The sequence below is a fragment of the Pseudomonas sp. BJP69 genome, assembly GCF_007633355.1.
Taxonomy (GTDB): domain Bacteria; phylum Pseudomonadota; class Gammaproteobacteria; order Pseudomonadales; family Pseudomonadaceae; genus Aquipseudomonas; species Aquipseudomonas juntendi.
In genome coordinates this window covers 3,508,673-3,527,044 of sequence record NZ_CP041933.1, presented here as the reverse complement: position 1 = coordinate 3,527,044, position 18,372 = coordinate 3,508,673, and the positions used below count along the sequence as shown (strand labels likewise).

The following is an 18,372-nucleotide window of genomic DNA, read 5'->3' as shown; positions in this document are numbered from 1 at the left end:
GCGCCTGCAGGGGGCGTCAACCCCGGACCCGTTCGGCCAGCTTGGTGCTGGTTTCTTCAAGCTTGAGTACCAGCACGTCGCCCTTCAGCTCATCGAGTACCACCTCTGCAGTATTGCCAATCAACGCCCCGGTAATCCCTGTGCGGCACACCGTACCGATCACGGTCACCACCGCATCCAACCGCTGCTCGGTATGGGGGATAAGCACATCTGCCGGTCCTTCAGCCACGTGCAGGCGTTCCTCGCTGATGTCGTACTTGGCCTGGAACGCCTCGCACGCTTCACGGTAGCGTGCCTCGATGGTTTCGCTCAACTGGTAGACCGGGTCGGCCGCCGACAGCATGGGCGACGGGTGTGCGCTGATGACATGCAGCTCGCCCTTGGCCAGCGCGGCGATGTCATGGCCATGGTCGATGATGCTGGCGTGCAGGCGGCGGTGATCCTCGTCCTGGTTGCCAACGTCCACCGCGGCCAGAATCCTGCCGCCAGTCCACGGCCGCTCGCTCTTGACCATCAGCACGGCACACGGGCATTGGCGCAGCAGTTTCCAGTCATCGGGGGTGAGCAGGGCCTTTTTCAGTGGGTTGTCGGGGCGATGTTCCTTGATTACCAGCTCACAGCCTTCGGCCTGCTGCACGTAGATGATGGTGTCGTGCAGGTTATCGCGCCAGGCCTCTTCGTGGGAGACATTGTCATAACCGTCGTCGTGCAGTTGGCGGCTCAGCACGCTCAACAGCGCGCTGTGGTCATGCCGTTTGTCGCACATCAGCAGGTGCAGGCGCGCGCCGGTGACACCTGCAATCAGCTTGGCCCGGGTCAGTGCCCGGCTGTGGGCGTGTTCGGGGTCGAGCACCACGAGAATGCTGCGGATGGCTTGCATGGGCGTTAACTCCAGTCAAAGGGGGCGACCAATGCCTGACTATAGTCCCCGCTGCCCGCGCGGGTGCTTGATACACATCAAGCATAGCCACTGGCGCCGACCGCCACCGCCGGTATAATCGCCAGCCCTGCCTGTTCCGTGTGGTTGCATGCTCATGTCCCTGACCCCCGAAATCGATGCCTTCCTGGGCTGCCCGACGCCAGACGCCTGGATCGAAGCAGCACTGGCCGACCAGGAAACCTTGCTGATCGACCACAAGAACTGCGAATTCAAGGCCGCCAGCACTGCCCTGAGCCTGATCGCCAAGTACAACACCCACCTTGACCTGATCAACATGATGTCGCGCCTGGCGCGCGAGGAGCTGGTGCACCACGAGCAGGTGCTGCGCCTGATGAAACGCCGTGGCGTACCGCTGCGGCCGGTGTCGGCGGGGCGCTACGCATCAGGGCTGCGCCGGCTGGTGCGCGCCCATGAGCCGGTCAAGCTGGTGGATACACTGGTGGTCGGGGCGTTCATCGAAGCGCGCAGCTGCGAGCGCTTTGCCGCGCTGGTGCCGCACCTGGATGAAGAGCTGGGCCGTTTCTACCATGGCCTGCTGAAAAGCGAGGCGCGCCATTACCAGGGCTACCTGAAACTGGCACACCACTATGGGGATGCGGCGGACATTGCCCGCCGCATTGAACTGGTGCGCGCGGCGGAAGCGGAGCTTATCCAGTCACCCGACCAGGAGCTGCGCTTCCACAGCGGGATTCCGCTGGCGCAAACCGCCTGAAGCGTGCCGCCGGCGCGGCCGCTCGGTCAGTTGCGCCGGCCCAGCAGCAGGCCCACCACCAGGCCGAGGCCGGCGGATATGGCCACGGTTTGCCACGGGTGGCCACCGATGTAGTCTTGCGTGGCGTTGACCATGGGCTGCGCCTTGTCACGCATGTTTGCGGCGGCCTGGCGTGCCTGTTTCAGCTTCAGGCTGACCTGCGCGCGCAGGCTGTCGGCTTCTTCGCCAACCAGGGCAGCGCTGTCGTTGAGCAGCTTCTCCGATTCTTCGATCAGCGCCTGCAACTCACTGAAGACCTGGTCCTTGATTTGATCGCTGTCGGCCAGCGTGGCTTTTTTCCGGGCCATGAAAGTGTCCTCGTCGATGGGTGGTTTGAACAATGGATACTTGCGCGCCGGAAAAGTTGCGTCGGCGTGAGGTTGGCGCGTTGGTGTAAGATAGCCGCCATTTACGGTCTAGCAGGTGATGCATGAGTTTCAATCTGGCCAACATGAGCTTCGAGGAACGGGCGCAGATCGAGGCAGAGAAGGCCCGGCTGTTCGAAATGTGGCAGACCAACCTGGGCAAGGCCAAGGGCGAAGCCGCCCGGCTGATCGCCGAGAAGCCACGGCGCAAAGGCAAGTGGGCCGAGTGGGTACGCGCTGAGCTGGAGGGCATGTCGCCGCCCGAATACGCCAGCATGGTCCGCAGCGAAGTCAACAAGCTGATGGCAGCAGCCAGCGCCAACCGCTGAGCACCCGCTGTTTACCAGGTGGTCCCTTTGGGCAGGTCCAGCTTGCCCTCGTCGGTGAAGCGCACGGTGCCCAGTGGCCCGCTGGCCAGCTTGCCGCGCAGCTTGTAGGGCAGGCCCTGCAGGGTACCCACCTGGCCCAGCCCGTAGGCCTGGCGCAGGAAAGAGAACGCCGTGATGCTCACCGGCACCACGATCACCGCCTCGTCGTAGCGGCCAATATGCCCCTGCTGGTCACTGACCCCGGCCGCCAGTGGCTGGCCGTTCACCTCCAGGTCGAGGGCGATGCCGTTGTAGTCGATTGCCTCTTCGTTGGGGTTCTGCACCCGCATTTTCACGGCCATGCGCAGCTCCAGCTCCTGCCCCGGGAGCGGTTCGATGCCGATCACGCTGATGTTCAGCGGGTCGCGTGGCTGCAGGAGCGCGCAGGCCGCCAGGCTGCTGGTCAGGCACAGGGCGATGAGCAGGCGGGTGTAGCGGTGCAGTCGAGCAACCATGGGTACGACCTTGCCTAAGTGAACGAGCCGTCAGTGTGGCAAATGCGCGCCGGCGTTGAAAGTGTTGGGTCAGATGAAAGATACTGTTTCTCATTAACAGCCGATAACTTCTCTTACTGGTCGTTCCCAAACCCATGCTGACTTCACCTGTGTCGGGCCTGCTGGCGAGTTTCCAGGAGCACTACGACGACTTGCTGCAGTTCCTGACCCGGCGCATGAGCGACCGCCAGCGTGCCGCCGACGTCGCGCAGGAAACCTACCTCAAGCTGGTGAACATCGACGAGCAGGCGTTGCCGGTGCTGCACGCGCGCAGTTTCATCTTCCGCGTGGCGGGTAACCTGGCCATCGACGCCCTGCGCCGCGAGCAACGCATCGCGGCCAGCCACGATGATTGCGACGGGGCAGGCGAGCTAGCCTGCCCAGCGCCAGCGCCCGAGGCGGTGTTGCTGGCGCGTGAGCGCCTGCAACTGCTCGATCAGGCGCTGTTGCAGTTGCCCTGCAAGGCCCGCCAGGCCTTGTTGCTGAACCGCGTCGACGGCCTGACCCAGAAGCAGGTCGCACAACGCCTTGGCGTGTCGGAAAGCATGGTGGCCAAGTACATTGGCCAGGCCCTGCGCCATTGCCGCCGGTGGCTGCAGCAGGCGGGCGTAGCGGCCTGCGGGGTATTGCTGGTCACTGCCCTGGTCGCCTGGCAGCAGGCGCCGGTGTTGTTGGCCGATTACCACACTGGCGTGGGTGAGCGGCAGGTCGTGACGTTGGCCGATGGCACGCGGGTCACCCTGAACAGTGCCAGCGCCTTGCGTGTGGTATTCAGCGAGCATGAGCGGCGCGTGGTGCTGGCTGCAGGTGAGGCACTGTTCGAAATGGCCGATGATGCCCGGCCGTTTGTGGTGGACACGGCCGGTGCAGCGGTGCAGGGCCGTGCGGCCACCTTCAGCGTGCGCCGTGATGGGCACGTGGTACTGGCACGTGGCGAGGCCAAGGTCGGCGAGCAGCCGTTGGCAGTAGCGGCGGATGCCGGTGCCCAGTTGGCCTGGCAGCGCGGCAAGCTGATCTTCAATGGCAAGCCGTTGGGGCAGGTGCTGCAAGAGCTGGAGCGTTACCGGCACGGGCGCATCGTGCTGTCCGACAGCAAGCTGGCGGCGATGGAGGTGAGTGGGGTCTTCGACCTGGATGAGCCGCAGGCGCTGTTGCGCACCCTGGAGCAGCGGTATGGGCTGAAGGTGACCTACCTGCCTTGGTTGGCCGTGGTGCATTGAGCGGCCAGCGCAGAAAAAATTTGCAGTGGCCACTGCAAGTTCCTGCAAGCCAGATCGTCGTAGTGGGACTGATCAGCAACTCATTCTCATTTACGACTTGCCAGGAAGCGCCTACGTGTCTCTGATGCTCAAGCCTTTGCTCCGCCGCCGCGGTTCACTTCACCATGCCCTGTTGTCTTGCAGTGCCCTGGCCATGCTGACCGGCCCGCTGCAGGCGGCTGCTTCGACCACCGCCGAAAACGCCCAGCTGCAGGCCCGGCAGGTTCAGCTCGACCTGCCTGCGCAGCCGCTGGACCAAGCCCTGACCTCGTTTGCCGACCAGGCCGGCCTGCACTTGCTGTACACCACCGGCGATGTCGCCGGCCTGGCCGGCCCGGCCCTGCGCGGCAGCTACAGTGTCGAGCAGGCGCTGCAACAATTGCTGGCCGGTAGTGGCATGGGCTGGCAATTCAGCGATGCCCGCACGGTGACCCTGCGCAAGGCCGAGGCTGCGCCGCAGGCGGTCAACCTCAAGCCGATCGAAGTCAGTGTGGCTTCGCGTACCAGTACGGCAATCAGCGAAATCCCCGGGACCGTGTGGGTGGTCGACCAACAGCAACTGCGCGAACAGATCGACAGTGGCGTCAGCCTGAAGGAAGCCATCGGCAAGCTGGTGCCGGGCCTGGACCTGGCACCGGAAGGGCGCACCAACTACGGCCAGAACATGCGTGGGCGCAATGTGCTGGTGATGATCGACGGGGTCAGCCAGAACAGCTCGCGGGGGCTGTCACGCCAGTTCGACAGCATTTCGCCGTTCAATATCGAGCGCGTCGAAGTGCTGTCTGGTGCCAGCGCCATCTACGGCGGGGGCGCCACCGGCGGTATCATCAACATCGTCACCAAGAAGGGCGAACCCGGGCCGGCCCGTTTCGAGACCCAGTTGGGTGCCAGCAGCGGCTTCAACAACAGCGACGACCTGGCCACCCGCTTTGCCCAGTCGATCAGCGGCGGCAACGAGCGGGTCAATGCCCGCCTGGGTATCTCCGGCGAGCAGAACGAAGCGTTCTACGACGGGGCCGGCGAGCAGATATTCATCGACAACACCCAGACCGACCTGCAGTACAACCGCACGGTCGATGTGCTCGGCAGCTTGGGCATGCAGTTGAACGAGCAGCAAAGCCTTGACCTGCTGGCCCAGTATTACGACTCGGGCAACCACGGCAGCACCGGTATCTACTTCCCCAACCTGAACTACAACGCGCCCTCCGACCTGGAAGACGCCGAGCTGCGCAGCGGTTATTCAGCCGGCCTGGAGCCGCGCACCCGGCGCCTGCTGCTCAACGCCAACTACCACCACAGCGACGTGCTCGGCCAGGACTTCTACCTGCAAGCGTCGTACCGCAAGGAAGACGACAACTTCTACCCGTTCCCGTACTACAACCGGGCCACCCCTACAGGCTCGCGGGGGGTGTATTTTGCTGCCTCGCAGCAGAACTTCGAGGTTTCCAGCCTCAAGGGGTTGTTCGCCAAGCAATGGGACACGCTCAAGCTGACCTATGGTGTGGACCTGGACCGCGAGCGCTTCAGTGCCGAGCAGACCACCTTCAACGCACAGACCTCGTCCGAATCCGGTGGCCTGGACCTGGAGAAGGAGAGCAAGGCCGCACGTTACCCGAGCTATCGGGTGGATGGCGTTTCGCTGTATGGGCAGCTGGACTGGCGCGCCACCGACAACCTGACCTTGTCTGGCGGCGCCCGGCGCCAGCAGATGGACGTGGATGTCAGCGACTTCAAGGGCGTGCCCGGCGGCAGCAACGATTACCAGGTCAACCTGTTCAACGTCGGCGCCATTTACGACTTCAAGAATGGCCATCAGGCGTGGGCCAACTATGGCGAAGGCTTCGACCTGCCAGACCCGGCCAAGTACTACGGCAAGCCGGGCCTGAGCGTGGCAGACAACCCCCTGGCCGGGATCAAGAGCCGTCAGGTGGAGCTGGGCTGGCGCTATGCCGACCTGGACTGGGACGCCCAGGCAGCGCTGTACTACATCTGGTCCGACAAGATCATCAACGTCGACTCGCAAACGCTGACCATCAATGTCGAAGAGCAGAAGAGCCGTGACTTCGGCTTTGAAGGGGCATTGACCCGCCACTTCCAGAGTGGTTGGGAAGCGGGCGGCACGCTGCACCTGACCCGCTCCGAGGAAGAGGCGGTCGACGGCGGCTGGATCAAACGCGATGCCCGCTATGCGTCGTTGTCGAAGGCCACCGGTTTCGTTGGCTGGAAGGGTGACGGCCGCAGCGCGCGGCTGCAGGCAAACCACGCTTTCAGCCTGAAGGACGACGCCGACCATGAGATCGACGGCTACACCACCTTCGACCTGCTGGCCAGCCAGGACACCGGTTTCGGCACTTTCAGCGCGGGTATCCAGAACCTGCTGGACAAGCAATACAGTACGGTCTGGGGGCAGCGCGCGACGCTGTTCTATTCGCCGACCTACGGGCCGGCGTACCTGTACGACTACCAGGGGCGCGGGCGCACCTATACGCTGACCTGGAGCTTGGCTTACTGAGCCTGGGCGCAGGGCAGGGGTGCCTGGGGCCCTTTGGGTTGAGCATTCAGTATTGGTTGCCGGGGCCGCTTTGCGGCCCTTCGCGACGCAAGGCCGCTCCTACAGGCACCGTGCTTGGCTTTCAGGCGAAGGCCGCCAATACATCTTCGGCGAATGCCTGCTGTGCCTCGCCGGCCACCTGCGCCCGGTGCCGGGCCAGGGTAAACGGCACGACAAAATCCAGCCCCGGGTCCAGCGCCCACAGCTGCCCTTCGGCCTCCCACGCCAGGGCGCTGTGACACGGCAAATAACCAATGTGCCTGCCCGACAGAATGAACGTCAGCACGCTCTCGATCTGTTCTGCCACCGCCATGCCGTGCCTGCTCTGGAACGGCTCGTCGCCTTCGATGAAACGGTACGGGTGGCGCACCTGGTCCTGCTCCAGCAAACGCTGGCGCGGCACCTGCGGCACGCCGAACAATGGATGCCCTTTGCCGCAATACAGCCGCTGCCGTTCCTCGAACAAGGGCTGGTAGTCGAACGCTGCCTGTTTACCGGAAAAATAGCTGATGGCGTAGTCCAGCCGCTGCTCCAGCAACAACCGCTCCAGCTCCGCCGGTGGCGCACTGATCAGTTCCAGTTGCACCGACTCCACGCGGCGGCGAAATGCCGCGATCGCCGCCGCCAGCTTGAGGCTCACCTGCTTGTCCTGGTTTTCCGCCAGGCCGATGCGCACGGTGCCCAGCAGTCGCCCGGCAACACCGTTGGCCTGCTGGCGGAACTGCTCGATGTTCAGCAGCAGCGCGCGCGTGGCTTCCAACAGCATCCGGCCTTTCTCGGTCAGCCGGAACCCCCCCTTGCCCCGGCTGCACAGGCGGTAGCCCAGGCGCGTTTCCAGCTGGGCCATGCGTTGGCTGATGGTGGGCTGGCTCAAGCCCAGCAGCCCTTGTGCAGCGCTGAAGCCACCGGCCTCGACTACAGTGACGAACAGCCGCAGCAGGTGCAGATCGGGGTCATGCACTTGTCCGAGCATTGCATTGCTCCTGGTGAATGTCAGCTTTGCAAACTTGCCATTTCTTCAATGTAACCCGGCTGACATGCTCGCGGCATCCACCCATTTGCCTAGGTGTCTGTCATGCGTTCATCGTTGTGCCTGTTGTCGCTGGTACTGGCCTTGCCGCTGCAAGCCGAAGAGAAAGTCGTGAACCTTTACAGCTGGGCCGACTATGTCGCCCCGCAGACCCTGCAGCGCTTCGAGCAGGAGACCGGCTACAAGGTCCGCTACGACACCTTCGATACCACCGAAGTGCTGGAAACCAAGCTGCTTACCGGGGGCAGCGGTTACGACGTTGTCGTGCCGTCCGCCACGGTGCTGGCGCGGGCGCTGAAGGCCAATGCCCTGCAGCCGTTGCAGGCTCAGGCCATGCCCGGCTATGCCAACCTCGACCGCGACCTGCTGGCCAAGCTCGCCGAGGCCGACCCCGGCAACCGTTACGCGGTGCCTTACACCTGGGGCACGCTGGGCCTGGGGGTGAACGTACAGGCGGTGCGCCAGCGCCTGGGCGAGGTACCGCTGGACAGCCTCGACCTGCTGTTCAAGCCCGAGTACGCCAGCCGCCTTAAAGACTGCGGTATCGCCATGCCCGACTCGCCGCAGGAAGTGATCGGGGTGGCCCTGAACTACCTGGGCAAGGACCCGTACAGCCAGAGCAAGGACGACCTGGCAGCTGCACAGAAGCTGCTGGGCCAATTGCAGCCGTCGATCAGCTACGTTGCCAATGGCCGGCAGATCAGCGACCTGGCCAACGGCAGCGTGTGCCTGGCGCTGACCTACAACGGCGATGCCGCCATGGCCGCCGACCAGGCCCGGCGTGCCGGCAAGCCGTTCGAGCTGATCTACCGCATCCCCCGCGAGGGCACGTTGGTGTGGCAAGACAACCTGGCCATCCCCAAGGATGCACCTCACCCGGAGGCGGCGCGGGCGTTCATCGCCTTCATGCTCAAGCCTGAGTCGGTGGCGGCGTTGACCAACACGCTGTTTTTCGCCAACGCCAACCAGGCCGCCACGCCGCTGGTGGATGAAGCCGTGCGCACCGACCCGGATATCTACCCACCGGCCGAAGTTCGTCAGCGGCTGTTCGCCGACCGCAGCATGGCCCTGGCCGACCTGCGCCAGCGCAACCGCCTGTGGACTGCCTTTCGCAGCCGCCAATAACCCTGCAGACCGAGGAGCCCGACCGTGGAGCAAGCCTTGAACAACGACCAGGCCATTACCCGCGACAGCCTGTATGGCACTGCCGCCGAAAGTACCTATGCCGGCATCACCAGTTTTGCTCGCCGCCGCTACAGCCGCGACCTGCATGGGGTGGATGTGGTGGTCAGCGGCGTACCGTTCGATACCGCCACCAGCAACCGGCCCGGCGCACGCTTCGGCCCCAGGGCCATCCGTGCCGCCTCGGTGCAGCAGGCGTGGGCCCGCCACTGGCCGTGGGCGTTCGACCCCTTCGATCACCTGGCGGTGATCGACTATGGCGACTGCGCCTTCGACAGCGGCACGCCGCAGTCGGTACCCAATAGCATCGAAGCCCATGCCGAACACATTCTGCAAGCCGGCTGCGCGATGCTCACCCTGGGCGGCGACCATTTCATCAGCTACCCACTGTTGAAGGCCCATGCCCGCCACCATGGCCCGCTGGCGCTGGTGCATTTCGATGCGCACAGCGACACCTGGCCGGACGAGGAGGGCAAACGCATCGATCATGGCACCATGTTCTGGCATGCCGCCCGTGAAGGCCTGGTCGACCCCGCCCACTCGGTGCAGATCGGCCTGCGGACCACCAACGACGACAGCCAGGGCTTCGCCATCCTGGACGCCCGGCAGGTGCACCGGCAGGGCACCGAGGCGGTCATTGCGGCGATTCGCCAGCGCGTGGGCGAGCGCCCGGTGTACCTGACCTTCGATATCGACTGCCTGGACCCGGCCTACGCGCCTGGCACCGGCACGCCGGTGTGTGGTGGCTTGAGCACGGTGCAGGCACTGGAGATTCTCGGCGGGCTGCGCGGCATCAACCTGGTAGGCATGGACTTGGTGGAAGTGGCACCGGCTTACGACCATGCCGACATCACCGCCCTGGCCGGGGCAACCCTGGCGATGGAGATGCTGTGCCTGTATGCCGCGCGGCACAAGGTCGATACCGGCCAATGAGGGCGGGGCCGCCAGCGGCCCCCACGGCGCCTGCTGAAACATCAGGATGCAACTCCACCTGCTTTCACACATCTGGCCGCGAACCCCTGGCGCCTCAGGCTATCAAAGCCAGCAGGCGCCGCGTTTTCGTACAGGAGGTGAAGCATGAGTCCGACATTGCCCACACTGGCCCTTGGCCTGGCCTTGTGCCTGCCCGTGCACGCGGCTCCGCAGCCACCGTTGCAGCTCGCTGCCGACTACCGCAACCCGTACAACAGCCCGATTCAGCGCGCCAACCCCAACAGCCGCCAAGGTAGCCTGCCGGCCACCCCGCCGGTGCGCGGCCCGTCTACCGAGCCGCAACAGCGTGTGCCCACGCTGGACAACCGCGGCATCGGCAATGGCGACAACCTGCGTCGCCAGCAGCAAACCCCGAACCTGGAACCGTCCCGGCCAGCGCGCGACAACCCGCGTGCGCCATAAGCCCACTTGAAAGGAATTGTGCATGCTCCGAGCACCCTGGCTAGCCACCCTGACCGCCGCTGCGCTGCTGCCCCTGCTGGCCCAGGCCGCGTCCGAACAGCAGTTTCCCAGTGAAGAAGGCAGCCTGACCGTCAGCACCGTGGCCGATGGCCTGCGCAACCCATGGGCACTGGCTTTCCTGCCGGGTGGCAAGGACATGCTGCTCACCGAGCGTGCCGGCAACCTGCGCCTGGTCAACGCCGAGGGCAAGGTCGGCCCGCCCATCAATGGCGTGCCGAAAGTGTGGGCCGAGGGCCAGGGTGGCCTGCTGGATGTGGCGTTGTCGCCAGACTTTGCCAAAGACCGCACGGTCTACCTGTCCTTCGCCGAGGAGGGCAGTGACGGCAAGGCCGGCACGGCGGTCGGCCGCGGGCAATTGTCCGAAGACCGCGCCCGGCTGGAGAACTTCAACGTGATCTTCCGCCAGCAGCCCAAGCTGTCGGTGGGTAACCATTTCGGCTCGCGGCTTGTGTTCGACCGTGATGGCTACCTGTTCATCGCCCTGGGCGAGAACAACCAGCGCGCTACCGCGCAGGACCTGGACAAACTGCAGGGCAAGGTGGTGCGAATCTGGCCGGACGGCAAGGTGCCCAAGGACAACCCGTTTGTCGGCAGGGACAATGTGCGGCCGGAAATCTGGTCGTATGGCCACCGCAACCAGCAAGGTGCTGCGCTCAACCCCTGGACTGGCAAGCTGTGGACCCACGAACACGGCCCGCGCGGTGGTGATGAAATCAATATTCCCGAGGCCGGCAAGAACTACGGTTGGCCGGTCGCCACCCATGGCATCAATTATTCACTGTTGCCGATTCCCGAGGCCAAGGGCAAGCATGTCAAGGGTATGGTCGACCCGCACCATGTCTGGGAGAAGTCGCCGGGCATCAGCGGGATGGCGTTCTACGACAGCCCCACCTTCAAGGCGTGGGACCACAACCTGTTCATTGGTGCGCTGGCCACGCAGGAACTGATCCGCTTGCAATTGAAGGGTGACAAGGTGGTGCATGAAGAGCGCCTGCTCGGTGAACTGAAAGCGCGCATCCGCGATGTACGGGTGGGGCCGGATGGGTATGTGTACGTACTCACCGATGACAAGGATGGCGCGCTGCTCAAGGTCGGCCTGAGCAAGTAGCCCTGAACCTGGCGCGCCCTTGGCCGTGTAGAATGCGGCATGGCCATGACCCCGCAATTCCTTTACCAGCAAGCCCTGGCTACCCAGGGCTATGTCGCCGACCCCGCCCAGGCGCGCGCCGTTGACGCCTTGCAGGGCTGTTTTCAGGCCCTTGAACAGGGCCGCCCGGCCCAGGGTATCTACCTATGGGGGCCGGTCGGCCGTGGCAAGACCTGGCTGATGGACCAGTTCCATCGCTGCCTGACCGTGCGCAGCCGACGCCAGCATTTCCACCATTTCATGGCTTGGGTGCACCAGCGCCTGTTCCAGCTGAACGGCACTGCCGACCCATTGCAAGCGCTAGCCCGGGAGCTCGCCGGCCAGATCCGGGTGTTGTGCTTCGACGAACTGTTCGTCAATGACATTGGCGATGCGATCATTCTTGGCCGGCTGTTCCAGGTGCTGTTCGACGAGGGCGTGGTGGTTGTCGCCACGTCCAATCAGCCACCCGAGCAACTGTACCGCGACGGTTTCAACCGCGAGCGCTTCCTGCCGGCTATCGCCGCAATCCAGCGCCATATGCAGGTGCTGCCGGTGGCTGGCGGGCAGGATCACCGCCTGCACCCCGGCGCAGCGCAGCAGCGCTACTGGGTGGTAGAGGCGGGGCAGGCCAGCCGGCTGGGCGAGGTGTTCCGCCAGCTTGGCCCCGACGATGGCGGCACCGACCGGCCGTTGCCGATCGGCACCCGGCAAGTCCAGGTGGTGCGCCGCAATGACCACGCCATCTGGTGCCGTTTTGCCGACCTGTGCGAGCAACCCCTGGCAGCCGTGGATTTCATGGCTTTGTGCGACCGTTTTGCAGCCATTCTTTTATCGGCAGTGCCGGCGCTGGGCGGTGAACAGCGTGCGGGGCGCATTGCCCGTGGCACCGAGGATGCGGCGCTGCGGGTAGTGGCGGGCGATCGCCAGCTCCCCGCCTTGTCGCCCAAGGACGACGCGGTCCGCCGGTTCATTGCCCTGGTCGACGAGTGTTATGACCGCCGGGTGGCATTGTACCTGGAAGCGCACGTACCGCTGGATGCCCTCTACACCCAGAGTTACCTGGCGTTCCCTTTTCAACGCACCCTGAGCCGGCTACGGGAGATGCAACTGCAGCGGTTTGGAGGGGGCTAAGCCCGACAGCCGCTCAGCGCTCAGCGCCCCAACCATTCGATCAGCGTGCGGTTGAACCTGACCGGCTCTTCGATCTGCGGCGCGTGCCCCATGCCTTCGAAGGTGATCAGCTCACCCTTGGGGATCAGCTTGGTCACCTGCGGCCCCAGTTCGGCGTACTTGCCCAGCCTGGCCTTGACCTGCGGCGGCGCGATATCACTGCCGATCGCCGTGCTGTCCTTGTCGCCGATCAACAGCAAGGTGGGCATCTGCAGGTCCTTGAACTCGTGGTACACCGGCTGGGTGAAAATCATGTCGTAGATCAATGCCGAGTTCCACGCCACCGCTTCATGCCCGGGGCCCTGGTTGAGCCCCACCAGCATCTGCACCCAGCGCTCGTATTCCGGCTTCCAGCGGCCCGCGTAATACGTTTTGCGCTCATATTCTCGTACACCCTCGGCATTGAGCTTCAGCTCGCGGGCATACCACTGGTCCACGGTACGGTAGGGCACGCCAAGCGCCTTCCAGTCTTCCAGGCCGATCGGGTTGACCATCGCCAGCCGCTCGACCTGTTGCGGGTACATCAGCGCGTAGCGGGTGGCGAGCATGCCGCCTGTTGAGTGGCCGAGCACGCTGGCACGCTTGACCCCCAGGCGCTCCAGCAGGGCATGGGTATTGTCTGCCAGCTGCTGGAAGCTGTACTGATAGTGCGCCGGTTTGCTGGACGTGCAGAAGCCGACCTGGTCGACGGCGATCACTCGGTAGCCGGCCTTGCTCAGCGCCTCGATGGTGGTTTCCCAGGTAGCGGCGCAGAAGTTCTTGCCGTGCATCAACACCACGCTGTGGCCGTTGGCCTGGCCTTGTGCAGGCACGTCCATGTAGCCCATCTGCAGGGCCTGGCCCTGGGACTTGAAGTCGAAATGCTGGAGCGGATGCGGGTAGCGGAAACCTTCGAGCTGGGGGCCGAAGGTGGGCGATTCGGCAGCGACGGCCGAACCGCCGGCCAGGCACGCCAAGGCCAGAGCTGTTGCGCGCAGCATGGGGGAACTCCCTGTAGAACCTTGTAGGAAAAAAGCACTGTAACAGCCCATGGACCAAGGAGAGTGCGAAAGGTGTTACCGAGCGTGAAACCAGCCCAGGGTGATCATGGTGAGCACTGCATAGCGCCCTGCTTTGGCCACGCTCACCAGCAGCAGGAAGCGCCAGAACGGTTCGCGCATGATCCCGGCAATCAGCGTCAAGGGGTCGCCAATCACCGGCATCCAGCTGAGCAGCAGCGACCATTGGCCCCAGCGCTGGTAGCGCTGCTGCGCACGCGCCAACTGCGCGGTGCTGAAGGGGAACCAGCGCTTGTCGCGCAGGTGCTCGATGGCCCGGCCCAACAGCCAGTTCACCACCGAACCGAGCACGTTGCCCAAGGTGGCGACCAGCAGCAGGGTGGCCCAGGCCTCGGGCTGGCCCAGCAACAGCCCGACCAGCACGGCTTCCGATTGCAGCGGCAGCAGGGTGGCGGCGCCAAAGGCACTGAAAAACAGCGCCCACAGGCCGAGCATCAGTAGTTGGCGACCACGGTGTCCTGGCCGCCCTGGGTCACCCCGATCACCTGGTAGGCATCCTTGTGGTCGCCCATTTCCATGCCCGGTGAGCCCATCGGCATGCCCGGCACGGCCAGGCCCTTGAGGTCGTTGCGCTGGCTCAACAGGCGTACCTGTTCGGCCGGCACGTGGCCTTCGACGAACTTGCCGTCGATCACACCGGTATGGCACGAAGCCAGGCGTGGGGCCACGCCCAGGCGCTGCTTGACCGCGCTCATGTTCGGTTCGACATGGTCGTTGACGGTGAAACCGTTATCGCGCAGGTGGCTGATCCAGGCCTTGCAGCAGCCGCAGTTGGGGTCGCGGTACACGTCGATGGTGTCGCCAGCCTGGGCCAGGCCGCTCATGGCCAGCAGGCCCAGGGTCAACAGATGTTTACGCAGCATGTCGCAACACTCCTTCAGAGCAAACCGGTCCATAGTACAGGATTCTCAGCGGGTGGCTGCTTCGGGGGCAAGGTCACGCATCAGCAACGCGTGGTCGAGGGCGACCTGTTCCGGAATCGGCAGGTAGACCACGTGGCCATCACCCGGCGCGACCTCGATGGCCTGCCGCTGACCGTTGCACAGGCGCTGCAAGTCGAAATGGTAGTTGCCGCGCGGGGTCATCAGCTCGAGGTGGTCGCCCACCCTGAAGCGGTTCTTCACCTTGACCTCGGCCAGGCCGTCGACGCGCACCCCGGTCAGCTCGCCAACGAACTGCTGGCGCTCGGACACCGAGTTGCCACGCTGGTAGTTCTGGTACTCGTCGTGCACGTGGCGGCGCAGAAAACCTTCGGTGTAGCCCCGTTGTGCCAGCGACTCCAGGTTGTCCATCAGCGCGCGGTCGAAGGGGCGCCCGGCCACTGCGTCATCGATTGCCTGGCGGTACGCCTGCACGGCGCGGGCGCAGTAGAAATGCGACTTGGTGCGGCCCTCGATCTTCAGCGAATGCACGCCCATGCCGACCAGGCGTTCCACGTGCTGGATGGCGCGCAGGTCCTTGGCATTCATGATGTAGGTACCGTGCTCATCTTCGAACGCCGGCATTTCGCTACCGGGGCGGTTGCTTTCCTGAAGCAGGAACACCTGGTCGGTAGGGGCGCCCAGGCCCAGGGTGGGCTGCACTTGGCGAACGATGTCGCCCACGGCGTTCTCGGTGGCGGGCGTGGCATCGTACTTCCAGCGGCAGGCGTTGGTGCAGGTGCCCTGGTTGGCATCACGCTTGTTGAGGTAACCCGACAACAGGCAGCGGCCGGAGTAGGCCATGCACAGGGCGCCATGCACGAACACTTCCAGCTCCATGCCCGGCACCTGTTGGCGGATTTCGCCGATTTCTTCCAGTGACAACTCGCGTGACAGGATCACCCGGCCAAGGCCCATGCCTTGCCAGAACTGCACGCTGGCCCAGTTTACCGTGTTGGCCTGTACCGACAGGTGCACCGGCATGTCCGGAAAATGCTGGCGCACCAGCATGATCAAACCGGGGTCGGACATGATTAGCGCGTCCGGCGCCATGGCGATCACCGGTGCCAGGTCCTTGAGGAATGTCTTCAGCTTGGCGTTGTGCGGGGCGATGTTGACCACGACGTAGAAGCGCTTGCCCAGCGCGTGGGCCTGGGCAATGCCCAGTGCCAGGTTGGTGTGGTCGAACTCGTTGTTGCGCACCCGCAAGCTGTAGCGCGGCTGGCCGGCATAGACCGCGTCGGCGCCATAGGCAAAGGCATAGCGCATGGTCTTGAGGGTGCCGGCAGGGGCCAGGAGTTCGGGCTTGCTGATCAGGGTCATGGTGCGCACCGGGGCAAAGGGCGCGGATGCTAAGGCACGGGGCTGGTGCATGTTTTGATATATATCAACGGATGTAGCGGCACTTTTGGCCAAGCGGCGCGAACTAATATCGCATACGCCATTCGAGGACCTGCAATGAACGAAACTGCCCTACAGAACAAAGCCCTCGCGGTACTCCTGGCGCTGGTGACCATCGCTTTCGTGTGGATCCTGCTGCCGTACTACGGCGCGATATTCTGGGCGGTTGTGCTGGCTATCCTGTTTGCCCCGCTGCAGCGCAACCTGGTGATGCGTTTTGGTCGCCGGCGCAACCTGGCAGCGATCACCACGACCATGATCTGCCTGCTGGTGGCGGTGCTGCCGGTGATCATCACCAGCCTGCTGCTGGTGCAGGAAGGCGCGACCCTGTACCAGCGGATCGAAAGCGGGCAGCTGGACATTGCCGGTTACGTCGAACGGGGCAAGGACATGCTGCCGGCGTTCGCGCAAAACGGGCTGGACCACCTGGGCGTGGGCAACCTCGATGGTTTGCGCGACAAGATCACCAAGTGGGCGACCCAGGGCAGCCAGGTGCTGGCCAGCCAGGCCTTCAGCTTTGGCCAGGGTACGTTCGAGTTCCTGATCGGCTTTGGCATCATGATGTACCTGCTGTTCTTCTTCCTGCGTGAAGGCGCCGATGTGGCCCGCCGTGTGCGCCTGGCAGTGCCGCTGCCCGAGCACCAGAAACGCCGCTTGCAACTGAAGTTCAACCGCGTGGTGCGGGCCACGGTCAAGGGCAACGTGCTGGTGGCCGTGACCCAAGGTGCATTGGGGGGCTTCATTTTCTGGGTGCTGGATATTCCCAGTGCTTTGGTCTGGGGGGTGCTGATGGCGTTGCTGTCGCTGCTGCCGGCGGTGGGCGCGGGCATTGTCTGGGCACCCGTGGCCGTCTACTTCCTGCTGACCGGGGCGATATTGCCGGGCATCATCCTGACCGCGTTCGGGGTGCTGGTGATCGGCCTGGTGGATAACCTGCTCCGGCCGATTCTGGTAGGCAAGGACACGCGCATGCCGGACTACCTGATCCTGGTATCCACATTGGGTGGGTTGACGGTGTTCGGGCTCAACGGCTTCGTTATCGGGCCGTTGATCGCGGCGCTGTTCATGTCCAGCTGGGCGATCTTCGCCGAGGCCAAGCCACAGGTGCAATTGCCGCAGTGACGGCCGGCCATGGCAGTTGCGCGGTGTGCCCAAGGGCTGGTGTTTTCGCGCCAGCGGCCTAAGATGGCCGGTGACTGGGCCCGGAACAACCGATGAGCACGAAAGATACGATCTCCATGCAACTGGTGCGTGAGGCGCTGATGCAGACCTGCCCAGCGGGCGAAGCCAATGCCGCCCTGCTGGCGCGTGCCGGCATCGATGCCAGTTGCCTCGAGCTGCCCGAGGCGCGCGTTGCCGCGCAATCCTATGCGCGCCTGTGGCGCTTGCTGGCCCGGCGCTGCAATGACGAGTTCTTTGCCATGGACCCTCGCGGGCTGCGCACTGGCAGCCTGGCGTTCATGTGCCGTGCGAGCATGGCTCAGCCAACCCTGGGGCAGGGCCTGGAAACGGCCCTGGGCTTTCTGGCACTGATGCTCGAAGACCTGCAGCCGTGCCTGGTGCGCCAACCGGGCCTGGCCGAGATCGTTATCAACGAACCGCGCGCGGAGCCGCGCCGTGCCTTCACCTACTTCACCTTCTGGATGATCGTGCATGGCGTGGCCTGCTGGCTGGCCGGGCGGCGCATCCCCATCCTGGCGATCGACCTGCGCTGCGCCGAGCCACCGTTCTGTGATGATTACCGGGTGATGTTTTCCGAAAGCCTGCAGTTCGGCCGCCCGCGTACGCGCATGATCATCCCCGCCGATTGCCTTGGCCTGGCAGTGCGGCGCAGCGAGCAGGAATTGCAGCGTTTTCTTGCCGAAGCGCCCGCCAACATCCTGGTGCGTTACCGTGACCCGTCCAGCCTGGCGCGGCGCATTCGTACCGATCTGCTGCGCCAGGCACCTGCACAATGGCCAGCGCTGGAGCACCTGGCGCAAACGCTGTGCCTGTCTGCTTCTACGCTGCGCAGGCGCCTGGCCGAAGAGGGGCAGACCTACCAGGGGCTCAAGGACAGTGTGCGGCGCGAGCTTGCCACCACCTGGCTGGTCGGCGCCGAGCCAACCATGGGCGAAGTTGCCGAACGGCTGGGTTTTGCCGATGCCAGTTCGTTCTACAAGGCCTTTCGCAAGTGGTTTGGCTGCAACCCGGGGCAATATCGCGCGGTGGTCCAGGCTCGCCACGCTGGCAACTGATTCCGTCTGCTGCACACAGCGCCAATGCTTCAGCGTCGGGGGTTTCCAGCCAAAGGAGCACC

General features: G+C 64.4%; 19 protein-coding genes. 11 read left to right on the top strand and 8 right to left on the bottom strand.

All coding sequences use genetic code 11. The features are described from left to right. Positions 1–16 precede the first annotated feature (16 nt). Positions 17–880, bottom strand: coding sequence for a universal stress protein (locus tag FPB55_RS16395; RefSeq protein ID WP_144188685.1), 864 nt, complete (start codon positions 878–880; stop codon positions 17–19). Positions 881–1,034: 154 nt separating this feature from the next. On the opposite strand from FPB55_RS16395, the gene FPB55_RS16390 reads away from it, so the two are divergent. Continuing rightward, the gene (locus tag FPB55_RS16390) at positions 1,035–1,652 is read left to right on the top strand and encodes a tRNA-(ms[2]io[6]A)-hydroxylase (RefSeq protein ID WP_144188683.1); all 618 of its coding nucleotides are present in this window, start codon (positions 1,035–1,037) and stop codon (positions 1,650–1,652) included. 26 nt (positions 1,653–1,678) lie between these two features. Here FPB55_RS16390 and FPB55_RS16385 read toward each other — a convergent pair whose 3' ends face one another. Beyond that, complete coding sequence (locus FPB55_RS16385) at positions 1,679–1,999, bottom strand: DUF883 family protein (protein ID WP_047149846.1); 321 nt, start codon at positions 1,997–1,999, stop codon at positions 1,679–1,681. Between the two features lie 122 nt (positions 2,000–2,121). On the opposite strand from FPB55_RS16385, the gene FPB55_RS16380 reads away from it, so the two are divergent. Beyond that, entirely contained in the window at positions 2,122–2,385 is a 264-nt protein-coding gene (locus FPB55_RS16380) for a hypothetical protein (RefSeq protein WP_009684201.1), read from the top strand. A gap of 11 nt (positions 2,386–2,396) precedes the next feature. Here FPB55_RS16380 and FPB55_RS16375 read toward each other — a convergent pair whose 3' ends face one another. Beyond that, positions 2,397–2,879, bottom strand: a complete 483-nt coding sequence (locus FPB55_RS16375; RefSeq protein WP_009684200.1) for an LEA type 2 family protein — start codon at positions 2,877–2,879, stop codon at positions 2,397–2,399. A gap of 134 nt (positions 2,880–3,013) precedes the next feature. Between FPB55_RS16375 and FPB55_RS16370 the strand changes: the two genes are divergently transcribed. After that, entirely contained in the window at positions 3,014–4,138 is a 1,125-nt protein-coding gene (locus tag FPB55_RS16370; protein WP_054904911.1) for a sigma-70 family RNA polymerase sigma factor, read from the top strand. Between the two features lie 124 nt (positions 4,139–4,262). Continuing rightward, on the top strand, positions 4,263–6,689 hold the full coding sequence (locus tag FPB55_RS16365) for a TonB-dependent receptor (protein WP_009684198.1): 2,427 nt from the start codon (positions 4,263–4,265) through the stop codon (positions 6,687–6,689). A gap of 121 nt (positions 6,690–6,810) precedes the next feature. Here FPB55_RS16365 and FPB55_RS16360 read toward each other — a convergent pair whose 3' ends face one another. Continuing rightward, positions 6,811–7,701: a LysR family transcriptional regulator gene (locus FPB55_RS16360; protein ID WP_144188681.1), complete on the bottom strand. Its 891-nt coding sequence runs from the start codon at positions 7,699–7,701 to the stop codon at positions 6,811–6,813. Between the two features lie 102 nt (positions 7,702–7,803). Between FPB55_RS16360 and FPB55_RS16355 the strand changes: the two genes are divergently transcribed. The 5 genes from FPB55_RS16355 to zapE all read left to right on the top strand — a co-directional run bounded on the left by FPB55_RS16355 (position 7,804) and on the right by zapE (position 12,655). Further along, positions 7,804–8,883 carry an extracellular solute-binding protein gene (locus FPB55_RS16355; RefSeq protein ID WP_144188679.1) on the top strand — a complete coding sequence of 360 codons (1,080 nt, stop codon included), beginning with the start codon at positions 7,804–7,806 and terminating at the stop codon, positions 8,881–8,883. 24 nt (positions 8,884–8,907) lie between these two features. Next, positions 8,908–9,873, top strand: a complete 966-nt coding sequence (speB, locus tag FPB55_RS16350) for an agmatinase (protein WP_144188677.1) — start codon at positions 8,908–8,910, stop codon at positions 9,871–9,873. Positions 9,874–10,017: 144 nt separating this feature from the next. After that, positions 10,018–10,335, top strand: a complete 318-nt coding sequence (locus tag FPB55_RS16345; RefSeq protein WP_009684192.1) for a hypothetical protein — start codon at positions 10,018–10,020, stop codon at positions 10,333–10,335. Positions 10,336–10,357: 22 nt separating this feature from the next. Further along, positions 10,358–11,503 carry a PQQ-dependent sugar dehydrogenase gene (locus tag FPB55_RS16340; protein ID WP_144188675.1) on the top strand — a complete coding sequence of 382 codons (1,146 nt, stop codon included), beginning with the start codon at positions 10,358–10,360 and terminating at the stop codon, positions 11,501–11,503. 39 nt (positions 11,504–11,542) lie between these two features. After that, a complete protein-coding gene (gene zapE / locus FPB55_RS16335) occupies positions 11,543–12,655 on the top strand; it encodes a cell division protein ZapE (protein ID WP_144188673.1) in 1,113 nt (370 codons plus the stop codon). Between the two features lie 20 nt (positions 12,656–12,675). On the opposite strand, the gene FPB55_RS16330 is transcribed toward zapE, so the two are convergent. From FPB55_RS16330 to yegQ, 4 genes are all read right to left on the bottom strand, one after another. Then, complete coding sequence (locus FPB55_RS16330; protein WP_009684189.1) at positions 12,676–13,674, bottom strand: alpha/beta hydrolase; 999 nt, start codon at positions 13,672–13,674, stop codon at positions 12,676–12,678. A gap of 75 nt (positions 13,675–13,749) precedes the next feature. Continuing rightward, the gene (locus FPB55_RS16325; protein WP_009684188.1) at positions 13,750–14,187 is read right to left on the bottom strand and encodes a YqaA family protein; all 438 of its coding nucleotides are present in this window, start codon (positions 14,185–14,187) and stop codon (positions 13,750–13,752) included. After that, entirely contained in the window at positions 14,187–14,615 is a 429-nt protein-coding gene (locus FPB55_RS16320; protein WP_009684187.1) for a DUF411 domain-containing protein, read from the bottom strand. The genes FPB55_RS16325 and FPB55_RS16320 overlap by 1 nt, the downstream gene beginning before the upstream one ends. Positions 14,616–14,660: 45 nt before the next feature. Continuing rightward, complete coding sequence (yegQ, locus tag FPB55_RS16315; protein WP_115294405.1) at positions 14,661–15,995, bottom strand: tRNA 5-hydroxyuridine modification protein YegQ; 1,335 nt, start codon at positions 15,993–15,995, stop codon at positions 14,661–14,663. Between the two features lie 135 nt (positions 15,996–16,130). Between yegQ and FPB55_RS16310 the strand changes: the two genes are divergently transcribed. Together FPB55_RS16310 and FPB55_RS16305 are read left to right on the top strand one after the other, a co-directional pair. Continuing rightward, a complete protein-coding gene (locus tag FPB55_RS16310) occupies positions 16,131–17,195 on the top strand; it encodes an AI-2E family transporter (protein WP_009684185.1) in 1,065 nt (354 codons plus the stop codon). Between the two features lie 92 nt (positions 17,196–17,287). After that, a complete protein-coding gene (locus FPB55_RS16305) occupies positions 17,288–18,310 on the top strand; it encodes an AraC family transcriptional regulator (protein ID WP_009684184.1) in 1,023 nt (340 codons plus the stop codon). Positions 18,311–18,372 lie beyond the last annotated feature (62 nt).